Genomic DNA, 20,577 nt, shown 5'->3' with positions numbered 1-20,577 from the left:
CCGGGCGGGCTTATGCCAACGCAGTGTCGCGCAGGCGGAACTGGCGTACCACCTGGGCCAGGCGCTCGGCCTGCTCGCGCAGCGATTCAGCCGCCGCAGCCGATTGCTCGACCAGCGCCGCGTTCTGCTGCGTGGCCTGGTCAATCTCGCCCACCGACGCATTGACCTGGGCAATGCCGGTGGACTGTTCGGCCGAGGCCGTGGTGATTTCACCAATGATGTTGCCCACCCGCTGCACGCCCACCACCATCTCCTGCATGGCCGAACCAGCCTCTTCGACCAGCTTCACACCGCCATTCACGGCGGTCACGCTGCTGCCCACCAGCACCTTGATCTCCTGCGCCGCATCGGCCGAGCGTTTGGCCAGGCTGCGCACCTCAGAGGCCACCACGGCAAAACCACGGCCCTGCTCACCGGCACGGGCGGCTTCCACCGCCGCGTTGAGCGCGAGGATGTTAGTCTGGAAAGCGATGGAGTCGATCAGGCCAATGATGTCGCTGATCTTGCTGCTGGAGGCCGCGATCTCGTGCATGCTGCCCACCGCCTGGGTGACCACCTGGCCGCCGCGCACCGCCAAAGCGGAGGCTGAATCAGACAGGCCCCGCGCAGTTTGCGCCGAGTGCGCGGTCTGCTGCACGTTGTTGGTAAGGTCGGCCAGGGAGGTCACGGTTTCCTGCACGCTGCTGGCCGATTTTTCGGTGCGCATGGACAGGTCCTGGTTGCCCGAAGCAATTTCCTGGCTGGCCAGGGCCACGCTTTCGCTGGCATTGCGCACCTGCGAAACCAGGGCATTCAGGCCCTCTTGCATGGCCTGTTGCGCACGCTGCAAATCAGCCACCTCGTCTTTGCCGTTCACCACCATGCGCTGGGACAGGTCGCCTCCGGCAATCGCCTGGGCCAGCTGGCGGGCCTGCTCCAGCGGCTTGCAAATCGAATTCATGTTCAGAATGGTCAGCGGCACCACCACCAGCGTGGCCACCACCAGCGCAGCAATAAACACCCATTGGATGAGACGGCCAACTTCCTTCTGCTCTGCAATCGCGCCATCGGCCTCGGTCTTGAGCACGGTGTCGAGCTCTTTGAGCTGCTGCTCCGCCTTGTCCACCTCGGCCAGCGCCTTCTGGCTCATGCGGTTGGCCGTCGTGGCCGATTCGTAGCCGCTGCTTTTGAGCTGCGTGGCAACGGGTTCAAACAGCTGGGCATAGGTTTTGAGGTTGCCCTGCATGGCACGAATGACGACGTTGTCGGTATCGTCCTCGCCCACCAAAAACTCGGCCGCAACCTTGTCGGTCTGCTCCAGCGCAGCCTTCCAGCGGGCATAGGCTTTTTCCACCTCATTGGTACGCTCGTACTCGATGATCATGTCCTTCTCTGCCAGGCGTACCGCACCCAGCGCGGCGCGCAGCTGGGTGAGGTGCTGCACCTCGGCAAAGGAGTTTTCCAGGAAGGCGTCGCTCTGGGACTGGATGCGGGCCATGCCCCACAAACCACCCGCGCCCACAATGCCCAACAGCGCCAGGACCATGGCGATGGCTCCCAGCATGCGCAAGCGGATCGTAAAAAGCCGCATCAAGGACATGGTGTTCATGGTTCGTTCTTCCTTTTATAAGGCCCGCACCGCGCGGCTACAGGCATTCTTTCAGAGTCCACCGGGGAGGACAAGACGCCGCAAGCTTACAGCCAGTCATGCGCAGGCAAGGCCCCAAATGAACCGCTAAGATTTCCGTACTTCGACTTGACCTCTCATTTGTTTCTATGCGCCACCTCTCCTTCACACTGCTTCTGTGCCTCAGCACCGTGACCGCCATGGCCCAGGGCGTCTATAAATGGGTGGATGCCGATGGCAAGACACACTATGGCTCGCAGCCGCCCGCCACCGACAAAGGCGGTGAAGCCCTGAAACTGCACAGCAACAGCGGCTTTGGCGGCAACAACAACGGCAAAGCCGTCGAGTACAACGCCGACGGCACCAAGAAGGTGTCCAAGGAGGTGCAGGACTTTGCCAAAGGCATGGAAAAGGCGCTGAAAAAGCAGGACAGCAAGGAAGTGCCACTGGACTGCATGAGCGCCATCAAGAACGCCAATGACCAGTCCGACACCATGCTGGAGGTGGGCGCCAAGAACGTGAAAGACGGCTACCTCAGCCAGGCCGACTACGACGCGCAAGCGGCCAAGGTACGCAAAGCCAAGGCCGAGACCACCTTGGCGCACTGCCAGTTCTCGACCGGCAAGGAGCGCGCGTTTTACCAGTGCATGTCCAACGGCAAGAACCACATCCTGGCCTGCACCAAGTAGGCAGACCCTGAGCGCGCTAGGCTGGGGTACGCGGCGCCAGCACCATGACCGCCATGCCGGCCAGGGCCAGGCTGGCGCCCACCCAGTCCCACAGCTGCGGGCGCACGCCGTCCACCAGCCAAAGCCAGGCTAGCGCGGTCACCACATAAACACCGCCATACGCCGCATACACCCGTCCACTGGCCGCCGGGTGCAAGGTCAGCAACCAGACAAACAAGGCCAGTGACAAGACCGCAGGCAGCAGCACCCATACCGGCGCGCGCTGGTTCAGCCACAGCCAGGGCAGGTAACAGCCCACGATCTCGGCCACCGCGGTGAGCACGTACAAGCCGGTAGTGAGCAGAAGTTGGTTCATGGGCGGTCTTTCATTTGCTCCTATTTTAGGAGCTACTTGCGCATACTCTACAAGGGCTAGAGGCCAATTTGACCATTAATCCGGATTCCAGCGTTTGAGCAGCAGCGCGTTGGTCATCACGCTCACCGAGCTCAGCGCCATGGCCGCACCGGCCACCACAGGGCTGAGGTAACCTAGCGCCGCCAGCGGTATGCCGGCCGCATTGTAGGCAAAGGCCCAAAACAGGTTTTGCCGGATCTTGGCTACGGTGCGGCGGCTGATATCTAGCGCACCAGCCACCAGAAGCGGGTCGCCGCGCATGAGGGTAATGCCGGCCGCGTGCATGGCCACATCGGTGCCACCGCCGTTGGGGTTGGCCATGGCCATGCCCACGTCGGCAGCGGCCAGCGCGGGCGCGTCGTTCACGCCATCGCCCACCATGGCCACGACTTTGCCACCGGCCTTCAGCTCCGCCACCTTGGCGGCCTTGTCACCAGGCAGCACCTCGGCCAACACATCCTTGGCGTCCAGTCCCAGGCGTTGGGCCATGGCTTCGGCGGCGCCACGGTTATCACCGGAAATCATCACGGTCTGGATGCCGCGGGCCTTCAAAGTCGCCAGCGCCTCTTTGGCGCCGGGTTTGGGTTCGTCGGCAAAGGCCAACAGCGCGAGCAGCGTCACACCGCTCTGGGTGCGCTCGGCCATCGCGGACACGGTGGCGCCTTCGGCCTGCAGTTGCTCGGCCTGTACGGTCACCGCCTCCAGCGCCACGCCCAGCTCGGTCATCCAGCGCAGGCTGCCCAGCAGCAGCGTGCGCCCGGCCACCACACCCTCCGTGCCACGACCGGGCACGGCTTGCACATCGGTGGGGGCTTGCACTTCCACCGTCTTGGTCTTGGCCGCCGTCACTACCGCATGGGCCAAGGGGTGTTCGCTGCCGCTTTGCAGACTAGCGGCCAATCGCAAGGCCTCGTCTTCTGTCAGTCCCACGGGCACCAGCGCGGTCAGGCGCGGCTGGCCCACGGTCAGCGTGCCGGTTTTGTCAAAGGCCACCACGTTCACGGTGTGCGCCACTTCCAGCGCCTGCGCGTCCTTGATCAAAATGCCAAACTTGGCGGCCACACCCGTGCCGGCCATGATGGCGGCCGGAGTAGCCAAGCCCAGCGCGCAGGGGCAGGCAATGACCAGCACCGCCACGGCGTGGATCAGCGCCACTTCAAAGCTGTGCCCCGTGAACGACCAGGCTAGCAGCGTGCCCAGCGCAATCACCAGCACCACGGGCACAAACACCGCGCTCACTTGGTCCACCAGCCGCTGGATAGGCGCCTTGGCCGCCTGCGCGTCTTCCACCAGGCGGATGATGTGGGACAGCACCGTGTCCACCCCCACCGCGCGCACCTGCAGCACCACACGGCCCTCGCCATTGATGCTGCCGCCCGTGAGCTTCACGCCCACCTCTTTGGTCACGGGCAGGGGTTCACCGGTCAGCATGGATTCGTCCACCTGCGTGCGGCCTTCGAGCAGCGTGCCGTCCACAGGGAAGCGCTCGCCGGGTTTCACCACAATCCTGTCGCCCACCAGCACCTCATTGACTGGGACATCGACCTCGCCATCGCGGCCCAGCAGATGCGCCGTGTCAGGCCGCAGACTGTGCAGCGCGCGGATGGCGGCGGTGGTCTGGCGCTTGGTGCGCGCCTCCAGCCACTTGCCCAGCAGCACCAGCGTTACCACCACGGCGCTGCTCTCGAAATAGAGGTGCGGCGCCATCGCGGGCCCGCCGTGCGCCGAATGGTCCGGTGCGGTGAGCCAGAGCCACATGGACAACGCCCAGCCCGCCGAAGTGCCCAGCGCCACCAGCAAATCCATATTGCCAGTACGCGCCAGGAGTGCATGCCAACCCGCCTTGTAGAAACGCGCACCCAGAATGAACTGCACCGGTGTGGCCAGCAAGAATTGCCACAGCGCGGGCAGCATCCAGTCTTGGCCAAACACATCCCCCACCATGGGCACCACCAGCGGCGCACACAGCGCCAGGCCTATGCCCACGGGCCCAAAACCCGCCCACGGCGAAACATCCACCGCATCAATGGCTGCGCTGGGTGCCAGCGGCTCGTAACCCGCATCGCGCACCGCGCGTCGCAGGCGGGCCTCCATCGCCGGGTCGCTCACCTGCACACGCGCCGACTCGGTCGCCAGGTTCACCGTGGCGCTTTCCACGCCCGGCACTTTCTTCAGCGCCTTTTCCACGCGCATCACACACGATGCGCAGGTCATGCCGCCAATGCCGATATCGATGGTCGCGGGGGATGCAGTTTCAGTAGTCATGGCAGGAGCTTAGGCCTTGCCACGGGGGGAAGGTCAAGTTATGTTGCCAAAGGGGGCTTTGCCTGTGCGCGGGTCCCCAGCGCCAAGGCCAGCGCGGCCACCACCAAAGCAGCCGCTACCGCAAAGGTGATCTGCAAGCCGGTGGCCACGTCTGCGGGCGGCGCCGTGCCCACATCGGCAGCGGACACGGCCCAGGCAAACACCGCGCCCATCACCGATGCACCCGTCACCAGCCCCAAGTTGCGCGACAGGTTCAACATGCCGGAGGTGACCCCGCGCTGGTCCGGGCGAATGTCCTGCATCGCCGCCGTGTTGTTGGCCGCCTGAAACAACTGGTAGCCCGGGGTCAGCACCGCAATGGCTGCGATGTAGCCCGCCATGCCAAACACAACTGGCAGCACGGACAGCCCCATGGCCCCCACGCCCATGGCAGCCAACCCCGCCACCACCATGCGCGGCGCACCCCAACGGTCCACCATACGACCCGCGAAGACACCACTGAATGCAGAGACCACCGGGCCCACTGCCATCACACCACCCACCCAGGCGGCATCCAGCCCCAGCCCACGCGCCAGGTAAAACGGTCCGACCACCAGCGTCGCCATCATCACGGTGGACACCAGCGCATTCATGGCCAGGCCTGCGCTAAGGCCCGGGTCGCGGAACATGCCCAAGTGCACCAGGGGCGATACGGCGCGAGCCTCAGTGCGCACAAACAGAGCCACGCCCAGTGCAGCAGCGGCCAGCAACGTTGTATTGAGCCAGCCAAAGTGGCCACGGCCCAGCGTCATGGCCAGCGCATAGGCCCCTAGTGTCAAAGCCAGCAGCAGCGTGCCGGTGTAGTCAAAGCGCACAGCGGCTTGTGATGCCGCCTTGCGGTCTACGGGCAGACAACGCCAGGCCAGCAACACCGCCAGCGCCCCCAGCGGCAGATTCACCAGAAACAGTGCGCGCCAGCCCAGCGTGGCAAGCAGCACTCCACCCAGCGAGGGCCCCAGCGCCGTGCCCACGGCCGACATGGTGCCCAGCAGACCCATGGCACTGCCGGTGCGCGCCTTGGGAACAATCTCACCCACAAACGCCATGGTGATAGCCATCATCACCGCCGCGCCCAGCCCCTGCAGTGCGCGGGCGGCAATCAACAGCGGCAACGTGGGCGCTATGCCGCACAAGCCAGATGCGACCGTGAACAACGCAATGCCACCCAGCAGCAGACGCCTGCGCCCCACCAAGTCGCCCAGCCGGCCCACACTGACGATGAGCGTGGTGATGGCCAAGAGGTAGGCCAGCACCACCCACTGCACCTGCTGGAAGGATGCGCCAAACGCCTGCGCCAGCGTGGGCAACCCCACATTGGCAATGCTGGTGCCCAGCGATGACAGCAGCAGCGACAGCGACAAGCTGGCCAAGACCCAGCGGGTGGCGGAAGGAAGGGGGACAGGGGGTGTTTGCATGCGGATCTCCTGGGTCAGACAGCTCCCGAATGGGGTTACCCAAAGCCTAGGTTTTTGTCTTCCATGGCGGAAGACGCAGCAGTTGCACTGTATTCATGCGTTTGGCGCCATGTCACAGCCATTTGCGCTATCGTGGGACCATGTCCACCCCCGACTTCAACCTGCTGGTCACGCTGGATGTGCTGCTGCAGGAAGGCAGCGTAGCCGGTGCCGCGCGGCGGCTGCGCCTCAGCCCCTCGGCCATGAGCCGGGCGCTGGCCCGCCTGCGCGAGACCACAGGCGACCCACTGCTGGTGCGCGCCGGGCGCGGGCTGGTGCCCACACCGCGCGCGCTGGAGCTGCGCGAGCGCGTGAGCCAACTGGTGCAAGACGCCGAGGCCGCGCTACGCCCCACCGAGCACATCGACCTGCAGCAACTCGTGCGCACCTTTGTGCTGCGCACCAGCGAAGGCTTTGTGGAGAACTTTGGCCCCGCCCTCATTGCCCGCGTGGCGGCCGAGGCGCCCGGCGTGCGCCTGCGTTTTGTGCAAAAGCCCGACAAGGACAGCGGCCCCCTGCGCGACGGCGCGGTGGACCTGGAAACCGGCGTGGTGGAAAGCAACATGGGGCCGGAGCTGCGCGCCCAGGCTTTGTTCCGTGACCGCCACATCGGCGTCGTACGCGCCGGGCACCCGCTCTGCGAAGGCGAGATCACGCCCGCGCGTTACGCGGCGGGGCAGCATGTGAACGTCTCCCGCCGCGGGCTGGACAAGGGCCAGCTGGACGAAGCCCTGCAGATGCTGGGGCTGGAGCGGCAGGTGCGCACCATCGTGGATGGCTTCTCCACCGCCGTGGCGCTGGCCCGTGCGTCCGACCTCATCGCCAGCGTGCCCGAGCGCCACACCGGCGTGTTACGCGCCGGCATGCACAGCTTCGCCCTGCCCTTTGCCGCGCCCGAGTTCACCGTGTCATTGCTTTGGCACCCGCGCCAGCATGCCGACCCGGCGCACCACTGGCTGCGCGGCTGCGTGCGAGAAGTCTGTGGGGAAAGTGCTTGACCCTCCCACGGTGGCAAGGTTCACAATTCCCCCATCTACCAACCAAGGAGCCATCCATGACCCAAACCTTCACCGTCACCGGCATGACCTGCGGCCACTGCGAAAAAGCCGTCACCCGCGCGATTCAGGAAGCCGACCCACAAGCCCAGGTGAAGATTGACCGCAGCCAGAACAAAGTGGACGTGGAGTCCACCCAGCCGCGCGAAGCCCTGGCCAAAGCCATTGCCGAAGAAGGTTATGCCGTTGCAGCCTAAGCCCACGGCAGTGTCCGGCGAGCCCGTCAACATTGGCGAGGCGGCGCGCCAGAGTGGGGTGTCGGCCAAGATGCTGCGGCACTACGAATCGCTGGGCTTGCTGGGCAAAGTCAACCGCACGGACAGCGGCTACCGCCTCTACAGCCCGGCCGATGTGCACACGCTGCGCTTCATCAAGCGTTGCCGCGACCTGGGCTTCTCGATGGCCGAGATTGCCGAACTGGTGGGCCTGTGGCAAAACCGCCGCCGCGCCAGCAGCAGCGTGAAAATCATTGCGCAAAAGCACATGGCGGAGCTGACCCAGCGCATCGAAGCCATGCAGAGCATGCAGCGCACGCTGAGCGGCCTGGTGGACTGCTGCCATGGCGACGAGCGGCCCGACTGCCCCATCCTGGACGACTTGGCTGGCACGGCACAAACCGCTACGTAATTGATAGCTGCTTGCGCATAATCCACGGGGGCTAGAGGCCATTTTTGCGCCACAATGCGCCCCATGGCCCTGAAACCGCGCATCCTCATTGTTGAAGACGAGTCCGGCATTGCCGACACCCTGCAGTACGTGTTGTCCACCGACGGCTTTGCTCCCGTGTGGGCCAGCACGGCAGAAGACGCTATTCGCCTGTTTGCCGCAGAGCTGCCCGCGCTAGCCGTGCTGGACGTGGGCCTGCCGGACCTGAACGGTTTCGAGCTCTTCCGCCGCCTGCAGGCCTTGCCCGGCGGCAACCAGGTGCCCATGCTGTTCCTCACCGCACGCAGCGACGAGATCGACCGCGTGGTCGGGCTGGAGCTGGGCGCCGACGACTACATCGCCAAGCCCTTTTCGCCACGTGAGCTGGTGGCGCGCGTGCGCACCATCCTGCGCCGCAGTGCGCGGCCGGTTACTACTGCGGCACCCGCGCCGGCTGCGTCAGCCAACACCCCCGCTATCTGGGCCCTGGACGAAGAGCGCCACCAGATCCGCTTCTACGGCAAGGCGCTGGAGCTGTCGCGTTACGAATACGGCGTGCTGCGCCTGCTGGTGCAAAAGCCCGGCCGCGTGTTCACGCGCGACGAGCTGCTGCTGCAAGTCTGGGGTGGCGACAACGACAGCTTTGACCGCACGGTGGACGCCCACATCAAAACCCTGCGCGCCAAACTCAAGCTCGTCGCCCCCGGCCACGACCCCATCCGCACTCTGCGCGGCAGCGGCTACGCGCTGAGCGAAGAACTGCCGGCAACGCCTTGAGCAAGCGCAGTCGCATCTTCTTTGGGCTGCTGCTGATCTACGCGATCGGCATGGCCGCCGTGCTCTACCGCGTGGTCAGCGACCTGGACCCGCGCTACCGCGAATCCGCCGAAGAGTCCTTGGTGGAAACCTCGCAGTTGCTCGCCACCCTCATCGAGCAGGACGTGCGCGACGGTGTCATCGACACGGCGAGGATGGACAACCTGTTCAAGGCCGCCTATGCCCGCGAGTTCAGCGCCCAGATCTTCACTGTCAACAAAACCAAGGTGGAGCTGCGCGCCTACGTCACCGACCGCAACGGCACCGTGGTGTTTGACTCCACGGGCCAATCGCAGGGCAAAGACTTCTCGCAGTGGCGCGACGTGCAGCTCACGCTCAAGGGCGAATACGGCGCCCGCACCTCGCTGGACATCCCCGGCGACCCCAACTCCGCCGTCATGTACATGGCCGCCCCCGTGCGCTGGACCAGCAACACGCAGGGCGCGGGCAGCGGCGAAATCATTGGCGCCGTCACCGTGGGCAAGCCGGTGCAAACCTTTGGCCAGTTTGTGGCCGCCGCGCGCAGCCGCACGCTCTACGCCGGGCTGATCTCGGTGTTGGCCGTGCTGGTGCTGGCGGTCATGGTGTCCATGTGGCTGGTGCGGCCCTTTGGCCTGATTGCCGATTACGCACGCTACATCAAGGCGCAGCAGGGCTTTCACCCCGGTCGCCTGCTGCGCCGGGCCTGGGACCTGATGCGCGCCGCCTACGACGAAATGCGCGACGCGCTGGCCGGACGTAACTACGTGGCCGACTACGTGCAAACGCTCACGCACGAAGTGAAGAGCCCGCTGTCCGCCATCCGCGGCGCGGCCGAGCTGCTGCAAGAGCCCATGGAAGAAGCACAGCGCCAGCGCTTCCTCACCAACATCCAGCGCGAGACCCAGCGCATCCAGGAGATGGTGGACCGCATGATGGAGCTGACCGCGCTGGAGACCCGCCGCGTGCTCGACAACGCCCAACCCGTGGCCCTGCTACCGCTGCTGGACGAACTGGCCCACGCCTCCCACGGCGTGGCCACCCAGCGCGGCTGTCGCATCACCGTAGCCGCCAGCGACGACGTGACCGTGGAGGCTGACCCCTTCCTACTGCGCCGCGCCGTCAGCAACCTGCTGGACAACGCGCTGGACTTTTCCCCCGAAGGCGGCCAGATCGAACTGGGCCTGCAGGTCCAAGGCCGCTGGGCCCAGATCACCGTGCGCGACCAGGGCCCCGGCATCCCCGGCTACGCGCAGGACAAGGTGTTTGAGAAGTTCTATTCACTGGCGCGGCCGCACTCCAAGAAGAAAAGCACGGGGTTGGGGTTGAGCTTTGTGAAAGAGATTGCTTCGCTGCACCGAGGACGTATCGAGTTGGGTAATCGACCTGAAGCGGAAGGTACGGGGGCTTGCGCGGTCTTGTGGTTGCCGCGACGGGTAGATTGAAGTGGCAACCATCTCTGGAAAAAATCTCCAAAAAATCAACCACGTTTGTGATCTACGCTTTGACAGCGTCAAAAAGAATAGAGGCAGAAATGACTCACAACAGCGATGAAGAAAAACTAACAGAAGAAGAAATTCAGCTACTTGCGGAACGCGAAGAACGCCACCAACGACGACTAAAGCTATTTGCAACGCTTGAGCGAAGAATGGGTATTCCGGAGGGATTTTTCTGGTCTCTTCGGATGGAAAGAGACGATTGGGCGTATATCGTGAAGTTGTCCGTAATTTGCGAAGCAGCGTTAACGCATATGCTCGTACTCGCAGTCGGTAATAACCGGCTCTACGACCACTTCAGTGACCTTACACAGTCTCGCCGCTTAGAACTAGCAAAACAGCTAGGGATTCTCTCGGATGCTGATAGACATACCCTCAGCGCCATCGCACAGGTTAGAAACTCGTTTGCACACAGAGTTGAAAATTTAACTGGGTCGCTACGTGACTACTTTCTTAGTCGGACGCAAGAGCAAAAAATTGATCTGATATCAAAGTTAGTTCAGCTTGAAGGCACAGATAAACCCAAGAAAGAGGAAGATCTATCCAAGCATGCAAACTTCTTTCGTCTACAACTTTTTGCGTGCTGTTTACGTCCAATCCAGTCGATAGCAAACTTCGGACTGGAGTTTGACAAAGGCCTTGGAGAAGAACTTGAATGGACTCTTCGCGATATGTACGGGCAACCCGAAAATGGCTATCAAAAGCACTAGACGAGGCATCCAAAGGCTGGCGCATTCAGGATGACCGAAACAATTCAGCTCGTGCTTTCGACAGATTTAGTTTTCCAGATGGGTCAGCAATGAGCTCAACATAGACCCCCGGCTATACACCACCACTAATGACCTCTTGAGTCGCGATTGCAGCCTTCACCCCGTTTTCACACAGACTTCACACAAGCCCCTAGCCGCTTCAAACTGACTTCTCCCCCCGGCGGGATGCTCTCTCCACCGTGCAATACCGCACGCCGAATGGAGAAGTCCCATGGCACTTGTTGCTACCCACCCGGCCCCCGATGCCGCCACTGAGCCGCCCGCGCGCACCACTGGCCCGCTTTCGCGTTGGCTCTGGCTGGCCACCACCACACTGTCTGCTGCCTGCTTTGTAGCGCTGGCCATCAGCCCCCCGGCCCACGCGCAAGACCGCGACGCGGCGCCTCGTCTCAAAACCGAGAGCCCCTACTTCTTCGTGAAGAGCGACAACCCTGGTGTGGACCAGTTGCCGCTCAAGTCCACCCAGGTGAATGTGAAGGTCAGCGGCGTGATTGCCGACGTGACCGTGGTGCAGACCTACAAGAACGAAGGCCAGCGCGCCATCGAAGCCAAGTACGTGTTCCCCGGCTCCACGCGCGCCGCAGTGCACGGCATGAACGTGCGCTTGGCGGACCGCCTGATCACCGCCAAGATCCGCGAGAAGCAGCAGGCCAAGATCGAATACGACGCGGCCAAGCAAGAAGGCAAGACCGCCGCGCTGCTGGAGCAGCACCTGCCCAATGTGTTCCAAATGAATGTGGCCAACATCATGCCCGGCGACGACGTGAAAGTGGAGCTCCGCTACACCGAACTGCTGCTGCCCACGGATGGCAATTACCAGTTCGTCTTCCCCACCGTGGTGGGACCGCGCTACAACAGCCCGCAGAGCAGCCAGGCCAACGCCACCTGGGTGGCCCAGCCCATGCTGCCCCAGGGCCAGAACACACCCACCAGCGTGGCCGCGCCTGCGTTTGATATCCACGTGACGCTGAACACGCCCATTGGCGTGAAAGAGGTGCGCTCCAGCTCGCACACCATCAGCAGCTACACCGAGCAGGGCGGCGCCACCGTGGTGGGCCTGAACCCCACGGCCGAGCCGACCAACAACCGCGACTTCATCCTGAACTACCGCCTGGCGGGCGACAAGATCGAGACGGGCGTGATGCTCTACAAGGGCCAGGACGAGAACTTCTTCCTGGCCATGGTGGAGCCGCCCAAGGCCCCGGCCGCCACGGCCATCACGCCGCGCGAATACATCTTTGTCGTGGACATCTCGGGCTCCATGCACGGCTTTCCGCTGGACACGGCCAAGGGCGTGTTGCGCGAACTCATTGGCGCCCTGCGCCCCAGCGATACCTTCAATGTTCTGCTGTTTTCGGGCAGCAACAGCTTCTTGAACCCTACGTCAGTGCCCGCCACCAAGGCCAACATTGACCAGGCCATCCGCACCATCGACCAACAAGGTGGCGGAGGCAGCACCGAGCTGATCCCCGCGCTCAAGCGCGTCTATGCCCAGCCCAAGAACGCCGACACCTCACGCACCGTGGTGGTGGTGACCGACGGCTATGTGACCGTGGAGCGCGAAGCCTTTGAGCTGGTGCGCAACAACCTCTCCAGCGCCAACGTGTTTTCGTTCGGCATCGGCTCCAGCGTGAACCGCCACCTCATGGAAGGCCTGGCCCGTGCGGGCATGGGCGAACCCTTCATCATCACCAAACCCGCCGAGGCCGCCGAACAAGCCGCCCGCTTCCGCAAAATGATCGACTCCCCCGTGCTCACCAATGTGAAGGTGCGCTTTGAAGGCCTGGACGTATACGACGTGGAACCCCGCCAGCTGCCCGACCTGCTGGCACAGCGCCCGCTCATCGTGTTTGGCAAATGGAAGGGTGAGGCCAAGGGCACGCTGATCGTGGACGGCAACTCGGCCGGCGGCCCTCTGCACTTCAGCATGCCTATCAACGCCGGCAACGCGACGGATACCGCCGCACTGCGCCATCTGTGGGCCCGCCACCGCATTGCCGCACTCAGCGACCAGGAAGCCCTGGAAGGCGGCAGCGCCGCCAAAGATGCCATCACCGACCTGGGCCTGAAATACAGCCTGCTCACGCAATACACCAGCTTCCTGGCCGTGGACCAGGTGGTACGCAACAAGGCACCTGCGGATAGCACCAGCGTGAACCAGCCTTCGCCGCTGCCACAGGGTGTGGAGAACTCGGCCCTGGGTGCAGAGGTGCCCAGCACGCCGGAGCCTGCCACTTGGGGTGCGATCTTGGTGACGCTGTCGGTGCTGGCCATGCTGGCGCACCGCCGCCGCCGCGCACAAACCCGCGCACACCACTACACCAGCTAAGCAGGAGATTCGGCCATGGCACTGCCCCGCCTTTTGCACATGCCCCGCTTTGTGCGCTTTGGCATCGCGTTGGACACCGCACCCGAGTGGCGCTGGCTAACCCTGCTGGCCTTGGCGCTGTGGCCCACCTGGTGGTGGATGGGCCAGCGCATGGTGGACGGCTCGGACGACCCGCTGGGGCTGCTGGCCCTGGCCGCCCTGGGTGGGCTGCTGTGGCAGCACCGCAAACACCTGCGCGCCGCACCGCGCCTCGGTTTTCAGGCGATAGCGCTCACCGGTGCCGTACTCACCACGGCCTTGCACCAGCAGTTGCCGGACTTGGTGGTGGCGCTCGTCGGCCTGCTGTCGGTGGCTGCAGGGCTCATTGCCTTTTTGCCTGCCCGCGTAGCCACTGCACCGGTGCTGGGTCTGTCCGTGCTCTCATTGCCGCTACTGGCCTCTCTGCAGTTTTATGCGGGCTTTCCACTGCGTGTGGTCACGGCGGAAATCAGCCGCTGGTTGCTGTCCATGGCCCACACCGTGGAGCGCACGGGCAGCAGCCTGGTGGTGAACGGCCAACTCATCATCGTGGACGCACCCTGCTCGGGTGTGCAGATGGCGTGGCTCGGGTACTTCACCGCTTGTGTGATTGCGCTGGCTACGGGCCAGACCAACCGGCGCTTCCTGCTGCGCCTGCCTCTGGTGGGTGTGCTGGTGCTGCTGGGCAATGTGCTGCGTAACACCGTGCTGGTGGGCGCCCAGGCATCGGGCACACCGCTGCCCGCTTGGGGCCATGACGCCGTGGGCCTGCTGGTGCTGGCCGCAGTGTGCGGTGGCATTGCCTGGGCCATGGGCCGCACAGGCACATTGGAGCGTGCGACATCATGAGCTTTCTGGAAAACCGGTTTCTGAACCGCGTGTTGCACAAGACGCTGTGGACACTTGTGCTGCCGCTGTGCGCGCTGTGGGGCATTGCCCAGGCACTCACAGGGCAGGTTGTCATGCGCGACCCGGACACACCACATGTGGAGTTACTCACCGAATGGCAAGGCGCGCCGCTGCGCCCGTTGGCGCTCAGCGAAGTGGAACTGCGCTTTGCCAAACACTTTCCGGGCACGCTGGCGCGCCTGACCGATGGCCGCCAGGTACTGGTGCTGCGCACGGTGGACCGCCCCACGCGCATGCTGCACCCAGCCACCGACTGCTACCGCGGCCTGGGTTACCGCATTCGCAACGAGCAGCTGGAAGAGCAAGCAGACAAGACCCGCTGGCGCTGCTTTATCGCCGAACGCGGTGGCCGCGCCGTGCGCGTGTGCGAACGCATTGAAGACGCGCAAGGGCAGGGCTTTACCGATACGTCCGCCTGGTATTGGGCGTCTGCCGCAGGCCAGTCCACGGGGCCGTGGAAGGCCATCACCGTGGCCACCCCGCTCTAAGCCTGTTGAAGCCTGTTGTGTTCTTGCAAGGATGATGTTGTGCGCAAACTGCTGTGGGCTACGGCCCGGGTTTTGGTTATTGCTGCGGTGCTGGCCATGCTGGGCCTGAGTGCCTTGTTGTTTGCGGCGCAGGCCATCGTGCGCCCGGCGCCGGGGGACTGGGCCACCACGCTGCGCGTGGGCCCGCTGAAGATGGACGTGGGCGTGGCCGCGCTCGTGCAGTGGGGCAGCACGCCCTGGATTGCCAAGCAGCTGCACGGCCGCACCCTGCCTACGCGCCTGGGCGATGTGCACCTGGCGTGGGATGACATCACCCAGCAACTCAGCCTGCACTGCCAACCCTGCACGCTGCGCAGCAGCAGCTGGGGCGGTGAGCCACTGCGCCTGCAAGACGTGCGCATGACCGTGCGCCGCAACGCCACCGAGCTGCGCGGCACGCTGCAGAGCGGTGCCGTCACCGCCACCTGGCATGGCGCGCTGCGCCCCGCTGGCATCACCTTGCACATCGATGTACCCAGCACCCCGGTGGCCGCTGGCTACGCGCTGTTTGCCAACGCCATCCCCGAAGTCGCCACCGCGCAGATCGACGGCACGTTTTCGCTGAAGGCCAAGCTGGAGTTGCCCGGCAAAGCACTGACGGTGCAGCCGCGCCTGGAAGGCATGGCCGTGCAGGGCCTGGGCACCGAAGCCTGGGCGCAGGCGCAAAGCCAATGCAGCCAGGGCCTGCCCGTGGCCATGGCGAAGACGACGCTGCGCGCCGACAGCGTGCTGGCCCGCGCTGTGCTGGCCGCCGAGGACCAACGCTTTTATGAACACCCGGGCTACGACCTGATGGAGATGAACAAGGCCCTGCGCAGCAACCAGGCAGAGGACGCCACCTTGCGCGGCGCCAGTACGCTATCGCAGCAGGTGGCCAAGCTGCTGGTCACGGGCGGCGAACGCTCGCCGGTGCGCAAGCTGCGCGAACTGCTTTATGCGGTGGAGATGGAGCAGACATTGGGCAAGGCCCGCATTCTGCAGCTCTACCTCAGCCACGCACCCTGGGGGGCCACCGTGTGCGGCGCCCAGGCCGCAGCCCACACCTACTTTGGCAAACGTGCCGACCAGCTCACCGCTGCCCAAGCCGTTTGGCTGGCCGCGATGCTGCATAACCCCGCTCTGGAAGCCCAGCGCTGGAAGGCGCGCGGCAGCATCAACCTCGAACGCGCGCAGTGGGTGGCGGCTGGCTTGCGGCCGCTGCGCCGGACAGAACGCAACCAGCTGCTGGCCGATCTGGCAGTTATGGGGCCACCCGAGCGCACCACCAGCCGCCTCGCTGGACTATCAAAACAATAGCTACTTGCGCATATTTCATGAGGCCTAGAGGCCAATATCATGCATAACTATGCACATTCCATCGTTCAGTCACTACCCACCCCGGTACCCCTGTGCTGGCTTTAACCCCTTTGTCGCTTTCGAAATTCTGCCGGGGTACAGCCGACTTCACGCTTGAAGAACTTGCTGAAGTTGGTGGGCTCGTCGAAACCTAGTTTCTCGGCGATCGTGGCGACGGGCATGTCCAAATGCACGAGCAGGCGCTTCGCCTCCAGATTGATACGCGCTGCGATGAAGGCTTTGACTGTTGTGCCCGCTGCCGCGGCCACTGCACGCGCCAGGCTCTTTTCGGTGTAGCCGAGTTGGCTGGCGTAGTCGGCCACCTGGTGCCATTGCGCGAAGCGCTTGTCCACCAGTTGCTGAAAACGCTGGAAACGTTGCGATGCGGGCGACACCAGCGGCTCCTGCGTTTGGTGTCTGCCTTGCAAAATGCTCAAGCGCGTCAACAGCGTGTGGAGCTGGTGGCGCAGCAATCTGTGCACGTCTTCCTGCGGCGCATCCATCATCGTGTCTTCGTGCATCTGCTGAAACAAGTCCGTTGCCTTGCGCAGCTCTGGGTCACTAAGGACCATGTGTTCAGGCAGTCGTTCCAAATCCAGCGCGAGCTTGAGATCGTGCGAAGTTGTTGACACCGGCAAGACAAATTCCGGGCGGAACAGCAGGTTCCAGCCGTCCCAATCTGCATCTGCGCCGTAGTTGTGGGCCTGGCCTGCCCGCACCACCAGCAGCGACCCCGGCGCACAGACGATCGATTGGAAGTCCACTATTTGCGTGCAGGTGCCCTGCGTGACGCACACCACCGTGTGGAACTCGTACCGATGGGTTTGGCGCAATTCTTCCTTGGCCCGAAGCCTCAGGTCGGCCACCGAAAAAACCTCCAGGTCGAGCCGGTAGGGCGCTTGCGGTTGGTAACCCAGGCGCTGAATCTCCATCGTCACGTTCATCCCTCCTGACGCAGGCTGTGTCACTTTGCTGGTCTTGCACGAGGCTTGGTCGAAAGTCCAATATGTATCAGCAATAGAACCGTATGTACCGTGCTTATGGGTCTTGATTGTCCAACAATCACCATACCCGAATCAACACAGGAACACACCATGAACACCATCGACATCGCCAAGGCTTACATCAAGGCCGTGCAAACCAACGACCAAGCCACCCTGGGCAGCCTCATTTCGCCCGACGTCATCTGGCACCAGCCAGGCAAGAACCGGTTTTCCGGCACACACCGCGGCATGGCGGCTGTAGGCCCGATGCTGGGCGCGATGGTGGAAGTATCCAAAGGCACGTTCGCCATCACCCGGGCCGACCACTACATGGCCAATGGCGACTGGGTCGCCATCACCATCGAATTTGCGGGTGAGGCCAATGGCCTCACGATGGAGCAAGCGGGTGTGGATTTGATCCGCATCGAGGGCGGCAAGATCGTTGAAGTCAAGCTGTTCTCCAGCGACCAAGCGCAAGAGGATGCTTTCTGGGGCCAGTGATCCGCGTGGTGCCCGCCCTATGCGATCTTCGGGTTCAGCACCTCAAAGATGCGGAACTAGAGAAGCAGGGGGGCCACGCCCTCGCGCACCAGCTCCACCAATACCGGGTCCATGTAACGGTAGTCGTCCGGAATATCCAGCACGTGCAGGGCCTTGCCCTGCAGTAGATCGCGAAAGTTGGCCTTGAGCTGGGAGGCGTGTTTGTCCTCCATCACACACACCACATCCGCCCACAGGATGTCGGCCTCAGACACCGGGTGGCGGGCGATGCGGCTGGTGCCACCGGAGCGCACCGACAGGCCCGGGTGCTTGCGCCAGACCTGTTCGGCGGTGGGGCTGCGCCACTGGTTGCGGCTGCAGACAAAAAGAAGGTTCATGGGACGTTGCACAGAGAGTGCAAACATTTTAGGCCCCAAACCCTTTTCGGGCGTGCGCAACGCGCTATTAAAACAGTAGCTGCTTGCGCATATTCCACGGGCGCTGGGGGCCGATATGATGCCTAACTATGCTTACCCACCTGCTTAGCCTCTACCCCGACCTGGAACCCCTGGCCCCAGACCTGGCGGCGCTGCAGGCGCAGGCTCCGGCGGTTTCCGTTCCCGCAGGTACACAGTTGTTTGCACAGGGCGCACCGTGCCAGGGGTTTCCGCTGGTGCTGGCGGGGGAGGTGCGGGTGGCCTGCCATGCGGAGGATGGGCGCAGTTTGGAGCTGTACCGGGTGCGGCCCGGTGAGCTGTGCCTGGTCAGCAGTGCCAGCCTGTTTCGCGGACTGCCACTGGGTGCGCAAGGGGTGAGCGCCCAGGCCAGCACGCTGCTGATGATTACGCCCACGCTGTTTGAGGAGTGGCTGGGGGTTCCTGCGTTTCGCAAGCTGGTGCTGGGCCTGTTTGCCGAGCGCATGGCGGAGCTGACCAGTCTGGTGGATGCGGTGGCCTTCCAGAAGCTGGACCAGCGGCTGGCGGCGGCGCTACTGGGGCGAGGGCAAGACTTGCACCTCTCGCACCAGACGCTGGCCGATGAGCTGGGCACGGTGCGCGAGATAGTGACACGCCTGTTGCGCCGGTTTGAGCACGCGGGCTGGCTGACGCTGGGGCGGGAGCATATCCACATCCTCAACAGCCAGGCGCTGCGTGCCGTAGCGGGTGGGCAAGCATCCACCGCGGCCCACACCACTGGGTGACTTAAGTCACAGACAAAGGCGCCAGGCAGGCGTCCAATCACTCCAACACAACCAAGGAGTGATTCCATGCAAGCAAACGTTGGCGGCGTTGACCGCATCATCCGCATAGCCGCTGGCGCCGTTCTAGTCGGCCTGGCGGCCACGGGCACCGTGGGCTGGTGGGGCTGGCTGGGTGCCGTGCCCCTGGCTACCGGCCTGATGGGCTGGTGCCCGCCTTATGCCATCTTCGGGTTCAGCACCTGCAAGATGAAAAGCTAACCACTATCAAATAGATAGCTGCTCGCGCAATATCCATAAGCGCTAGCAGCTGATTTGACACCTAAACACCAGGCAACCGCAAGGTTGCCGCACCAAAGCCGCGCGCACCGGTTTGCGCCTTTGGGGTGCTGCACTGCACAAACCCGGTGCATTTTGTACACAATGCTGTAAAAACATTGTGTACAAAGCTGGCACAGGCTTTGCGTAGGGTTTGGCATGAACGCCACCACCCCACTGCAGGCCGCGGCCATTGAGCTTGTTGGACTGAGCAAACGCTACGCCCAGGGCAAGCCTGCCGTGGACAACATCAACCTGCGCATTGCCAGCGGCAGCTACTGCTGTCTGCTGGGTCCTTCGGGCTGCGGCAAGAGCACTACGCTGCGCATGATTGCCGGGCACGAGTCGGCCAGCAGCGGCGACATCCTGCTGGAGAACCGCAACATCACCGACCTGCCCGCCGCCGAGCGCGGCACGGCCATGATGTTCCAGAGCTTTGCGCTGTTCCCCCACCTGAGCGCGCTGGACAACGTGGCCTTCAGCCTGAAGATGAAGGGCGTGGACAAGCTGGCGCGCCATGCCAAGGCACAGGACCTGCTGGAGCGCGTGGCCATGGGCCACCTGGCCGACCGCAAGCCGGCGGAGCTGTCGGGTGGCCAGCAACAGCGTGTGGCGCTGGCGCGTGCCCTGATTACCCAGCCGCGCGTGCTGCTGCTGGACGAACCGCTCTCCGCACTCGACCCCTTTCTGCGCATCCAGATGCGTGCCGAGTTGCGCCGTTGGCAAAAGGAGCTGGGCCTGACCTTTATCCACGTGACCCACAGCCAGGAAGAGGCCATGGCCCTGGCCGACACCATGGTGGTGATGAACCACGGGGTGATTGAGCAGGTGGGCAGCCCGCACGAGATTTACAACCAGCCCAGCAGCGAGTTTGTGGCGCGTTTTATGGGTGGGCACAACGTGCTGGACACCGCGGGCGGCAAGATTGGGGTGCGCACCGACCACATGCAGGTGAGCCCGGCCACCAGCGCCAACACTGATGCGCCCCACACCAAACGCGCCGTGATTACCGATGTGGAGTACCAGGGCACCTATGTGCTGCTGGGCCTGCAAAGCGCAGGCGCCACCTACACCGCCCACACCACGGCCGAGCTGTCGGTGATGGTGTCCGAAGCCACCTTTGCCCAGCGCCCGTATGGCGTGGGGGAAACGGTGCAGCTGAGCTGGGCGCCCGCTGCGGCCCACCCCTTGCCGCTCTGAGGCCACACGCCCCCGAGCCCCCGTGTTTCCCTGTCTTCGCAAGAAGTTTTTAACCCCCCTCCCGCACTTCAC

21 protein-coding genes are annotated in these 20,577 nt (G+C 63.9%); 15 read left to right on the top strand and 6 right to left on the bottom strand.

Translation table 11 applies throughout. From position 1 onward, the window contains the following. Positions 1-10 precede the first annotated feature (10 nt). Positions 11-1,588 (bottom strand): methyl-accepting chemotaxis protein, encoded by a 1,578-nt coding sequence (locus C5F53_RS05245; protein ID WP_105260221.1) that lies wholly within the window; start codon positions 1,586-1,588, stop codon positions 11-13. Positions 1,589-1,755: 167 nt separating this feature from the next. Between C5F53_RS05245 and C5F53_RS05240 the strand changes: the two genes are divergently transcribed. Beyond that, a complete protein-coding gene (locus C5F53_RS05240) occupies positions 1,756-2,295 on the top strand; it encodes a DUF4124 domain-containing protein (RefSeq protein WP_105260220.1) in 540 nt (179 codons plus the stop codon). A gap of 16 nt (positions 2,296-2,311) precedes the next feature. On the opposite strand, the gene C5F53_RS05235 is transcribed toward C5F53_RS05240, so the two are convergent. The 3 genes from C5F53_RS05235 to C5F53_RS05225 all read right to left on the bottom strand — a co-directional run bounded on the left by C5F53_RS05235 (position 2,312) and on the right by C5F53_RS05225 (position 6,408). Next, entirely contained in the window at positions 2,312-2,650 is a 339-nt protein-coding gene (locus tag C5F53_RS05235; protein WP_201740790.1) for a YnfA family protein, read from the bottom strand. Positions 2,651-2,725: 75 nt separating this feature from the next. After that, on the bottom strand, positions 2,726-4,954 hold the full coding sequence (locus C5F53_RS05230; protein ID WP_105260219.1) for a cation-translocating P-type ATPase: 2,229 nt from the start codon (positions 4,952-4,954) through the stop codon (positions 2,726-2,728). A 38-nt stretch (positions 4,955-4,992) separates the two neighbouring features. Beyond that, complete coding sequence (locus C5F53_RS05225; RefSeq protein ID WP_105260218.1) at positions 4,993-6,408, bottom strand: MFS transporter; 1,416 nt, start codon at positions 6,406-6,408, stop codon at positions 4,993-4,995. Between the two features lie 140 nt (positions 6,409-6,548). Here C5F53_RS05225 and C5F53_RS05220 point away from each other — a divergent pair, with 140 nt between their 5' ends. The 10 genes from C5F53_RS05220 to C5F53_RS05175 all read left to right on the top strand — a co-directional run bounded on the left by C5F53_RS05220 (position 6,549) and on the right by C5F53_RS05175 (position 16,287). Continuing rightward, positions 6,549-7,445 (top strand): LysR family transcriptional regulator, encoded by an 897-nt coding sequence (locus tag C5F53_RS05220; protein ID WP_105260217.1) that lies wholly within the window; start codon positions 6,549-6,551, stop codon positions 7,443-7,445. 56 nt (positions 7,446-7,501) lie between these two features. Further along, complete coding sequence (locus C5F53_RS05215) at positions 7,502-7,699, top strand: heavy-metal-associated domain-containing protein (protein WP_105260216.1); 198 nt, start codon at positions 7,502-7,504, stop codon at positions 7,697-7,699. After that, positions 7,683-8,129, top strand: a complete 447-nt coding sequence (cueR, locus tag C5F53_RS05210; protein ID WP_105260215.1) for a Cu(I)-responsive transcriptional regulator — start codon at positions 7,683-7,685, stop codon at positions 8,127-8,129. Before C5F53_RS05215 ends, cueR begins: the two co-directional genes overlap by 17 nt. Positions 8,130-8,192: 63 nt before the next feature. Next, positions 8,193-8,924 (top strand): two-component system response regulator CreB, encoded by a 732-nt coding sequence (creB, locus tag C5F53_RS05205; RefSeq protein ID WP_105260425.1) that lies wholly within the window; start codon positions 8,193-8,195, stop codon positions 8,922-8,924. Further along, positions 8,921-10,387, top strand: a complete 1,467-nt coding sequence (creC, locus tag C5F53_RS05200) for a two-component system sensor histidine kinase CreC (protein ID WP_105260214.1) — start codon at positions 8,921-8,923, stop codon at positions 10,385-10,387. The genes creB and creC overlap by 4 nt, the downstream gene beginning before the upstream one ends. Then, positions 10,351-11,148 carry a hypothetical protein gene (locus C5F53_RS05195; protein WP_146097299.1) on the top strand — a complete coding sequence of 266 codons (798 nt, stop codon included), beginning with the start codon at positions 10,351-10,353 and terminating at the stop codon, positions 11,146-11,148. The genes creC and C5F53_RS05195 overlap by 37 nt, the downstream gene beginning before the upstream one ends. Before the next feature lie 271 nt (positions 11,149-11,419). After that, positions 11,420-13,537, top strand: a complete 2,118-nt coding sequence (locus tag C5F53_RS05190) for a VIT domain-containing protein (RefSeq protein WP_105260212.1) — start codon at positions 11,420-11,422, stop codon at positions 13,535-13,537. Between the two features lie 15 nt (positions 13,538-13,552). After that, entirely contained in the window at positions 13,553-14,404 is an 852-nt protein-coding gene (gene xrtQ, locus C5F53_RS05185) for an exosortase Q (RefSeq protein WP_105260211.1), read from the top strand. Further along, positions 14,401-14,952 carry a hypothetical protein gene (locus C5F53_RS05180; protein ID WP_105260210.1) on the top strand — a complete coding sequence of 184 codons (552 nt, stop codon included), beginning with the start codon at positions 14,401-14,403 and terminating at the stop codon, positions 14,950-14,952. The genes xrtQ and C5F53_RS05180 overlap by 4 nt, the downstream gene beginning before the upstream one ends. Positions 14,953-14,991: 39 nt before the next feature. Beyond that, the gene (locus C5F53_RS05175; protein ID WP_236635217.1) at positions 14,992-16,287 is read left to right on the top strand and encodes a biosynthetic peptidoglycan transglycosylase; all 1,296 of its coding nucleotides are present in this window, start codon (positions 14,992-14,994) and stop codon (positions 16,285-16,287) included. 101 nt (positions 16,288-16,388) lie between these two features. Here C5F53_RS05175 and C5F53_RS05170 read toward each other — a convergent pair whose 3' ends face one another. Further along, complete coding sequence (locus C5F53_RS05170) at positions 16,389-17,258, bottom strand: AraC family transcriptional regulator (protein ID WP_236635242.1); 870 nt, start codon at positions 17,256-17,258, stop codon at positions 16,389-16,391. 162 nt (positions 17,259-17,420) lie between these two features. On the opposite strand from C5F53_RS05170, the gene C5F53_RS05165 reads away from it, so the two are divergent. Beyond that, positions 17,421-17,810, top strand: coding sequence for a nuclear transport factor 2 family protein (locus tag C5F53_RS05165; protein ID WP_105260208.1), 390 nt, complete (start codon positions 17,421-17,423; stop codon positions 17,808-17,810). 56 nt (positions 17,811-17,866) lie between these two features. On the opposite strand, the gene C5F53_RS05160 is transcribed toward C5F53_RS05165, so the two are convergent. After that, entirely contained in the window at positions 17,867-18,187 is a 321-nt protein-coding gene (locus tag C5F53_RS05160; protein ID WP_105260207.1) for a low molecular weight protein tyrosine phosphatase family protein, read from the bottom strand. Positions 18,188-18,315: 128 nt separating this feature from the next. Between C5F53_RS05160 and C5F53_RS05155 the strand changes: the two genes are divergently transcribed. From C5F53_RS05155 to C5F53_RS05145, 3 genes are all read left to right on the top strand, one after another. Beyond that, on the top strand, positions 18,316-18,990 hold the full coding sequence (locus C5F53_RS05155; protein WP_105260206.1) for a Crp/Fnr family transcriptional regulator: 675 nt from the start codon (positions 18,316-18,318) through the stop codon (positions 18,988-18,990). Positions 18,991-19,056: 66 nt separating this feature from the next. Then, positions 19,057-19,248 carry a DUF2892 domain-containing protein gene (locus C5F53_RS05150; protein WP_105260205.1) on the top strand — a complete coding sequence of 64 codons (192 nt, stop codon included), beginning with the start codon at positions 19,057-19,059 and terminating at the stop codon, positions 19,246-19,248. Positions 19,249-19,464: 216 nt separating this feature from the next. Next, complete coding sequence (locus tag C5F53_RS05145; protein WP_105260204.1) at positions 19,465-20,505, top strand: ABC transporter ATP-binding protein; 1,041 nt, start codon at positions 19,465-19,467, stop codon at positions 20,503-20,505. Positions 20,506-20,577: the final 72 nt, after the last annotated feature.

Source organism: Rhodoferax sp. TS-BS-61-7, assembly GCF_002943465.1.
Taxonomy (GTDB): Bacteria; Pseudomonadota; Gammaproteobacteria; order Burkholderiales; family Burkholderiaceae_C; genus Allorhodoferax.
This window is presented reverse-complemented; position numbering and strand designations above follow the sequence as displayed.

Bases quoted from the DNA above. Each gene is read 5' to 3' on its own strand.
- C5F53_RS05240 (WP_105260220.1), top strand. From the start codon at position 1,756: ATGCGCCACCTCTCCTTCACACTGCTTCTGTGCCTCAGCACCGTGACC.
- xrtQ (WP_105260211.1), top strand. From the start codon at position 13,553: ATGGCACTGCCCCGCCTTTTGCACATGCCCCGCTTTGTGCGCTTTGGC.
- C5F53_RS05170 (WP_236635242.1), bottom strand. From the start codon at position 17,258: ATGGAGATTCAGCGCCTGGGTTACCAACCGCAAGCGCCCTACCGGCTC.
- C5F53_RS05215 (WP_105260216.1), top strand. From the start codon at position 7,502: ATGACCCAAACCTTCACCGTCACCGGCATGACCTGCGGCCACTGCGAA.
- C5F53_RS05245 (WP_105260221.1), bottom strand. From the start codon at position 1,588: ATGAACACCATGTCCTTGATGCGGCTTTTTACGATCCGCTTGCGCATG.
- C5F53_RS05160 (WP_105260207.1), bottom strand. From the start codon at position 18,187: ATGAACCTTCTTTTTGTCTGCAGCCGCAACCAGTGGCGCAGCCCCACC.
- C5F53_RS05190 (WP_105260212.1), top strand. From the start codon at position 11,420: ATGGCACTTGTTGCTACCCACCCGGCCCCCGATGCCGCCACTGAGCCG.
- C5F53_RS05165 (WP_105260208.1), top strand. From the start codon at position 17,421: ATGAACACCATCGACATCGCCAAGGCTTACATCAAGGCCGTGCAAACC.
- C5F53_RS05155 (WP_105260206.1), top strand. From the start codon at position 18,316: ATGCTTACCCACCTGCTTAGCCTCTACCCCGACCTGGAACCCCTGGCC.
- creB (WP_105260425.1), top strand. From the start codon at position 8,193: ATGGCCCTGAAACCGCGCATCCTCATTGTTGAAGACGAGTCCGGCATT.
- C5F53_RS05230 (WP_105260219.1), bottom strand. From the start codon at position 4,954: ATGACTACTGAAACTGCATCCCCCGCGACCATCGATATCGGCATTGGC.
- C5F53_RS05235 (WP_201740790.1), bottom strand. From the start codon at position 2,650: ATGAACCAACTTCTGCTCACTACCGGCTTGTACGTGCTCACCGCGGTG.
- cueR (WP_105260215.1), top strand. From the start codon at position 7,683: ATGCCGTTGCAGCCTAAGCCCACGGCAGTGTCCGGCGAGCCCGTCAAC.
- C5F53_RS05150 (WP_105260205.1), top strand. From the start codon at position 19,057: ATGCAAGCAAACGTTGGCGGCGTTGACCGCATCATCCGCATAGCCGCT.
- C5F53_RS05220 (WP_105260217.1), top strand. From the start codon at position 6,549: ATGTCCACCCCCGACTTCAACCTGCTGGTCACGCTGGATGTGCTGCTG.
- C5F53_RS05180 (WP_105260210.1), top strand. From the start codon at position 14,401: ATGAGCTTTCTGGAAAACCGGTTTCTGAACCGCGTGTTGCACAAGACG.
- C5F53_RS05145 (WP_105260204.1), top strand. From the start codon at position 19,465: ATGAACGCCACCACCCCACTGCAGGCCGCGGCCATTGAGCTTGTTGGA.
- C5F53_RS05225 (WP_105260218.1), bottom strand. From the start codon at position 6,408: ATGCAAACACCCCCTGTCCCCCTTCCTTCCGCCACCCGCTGGGTCTTG.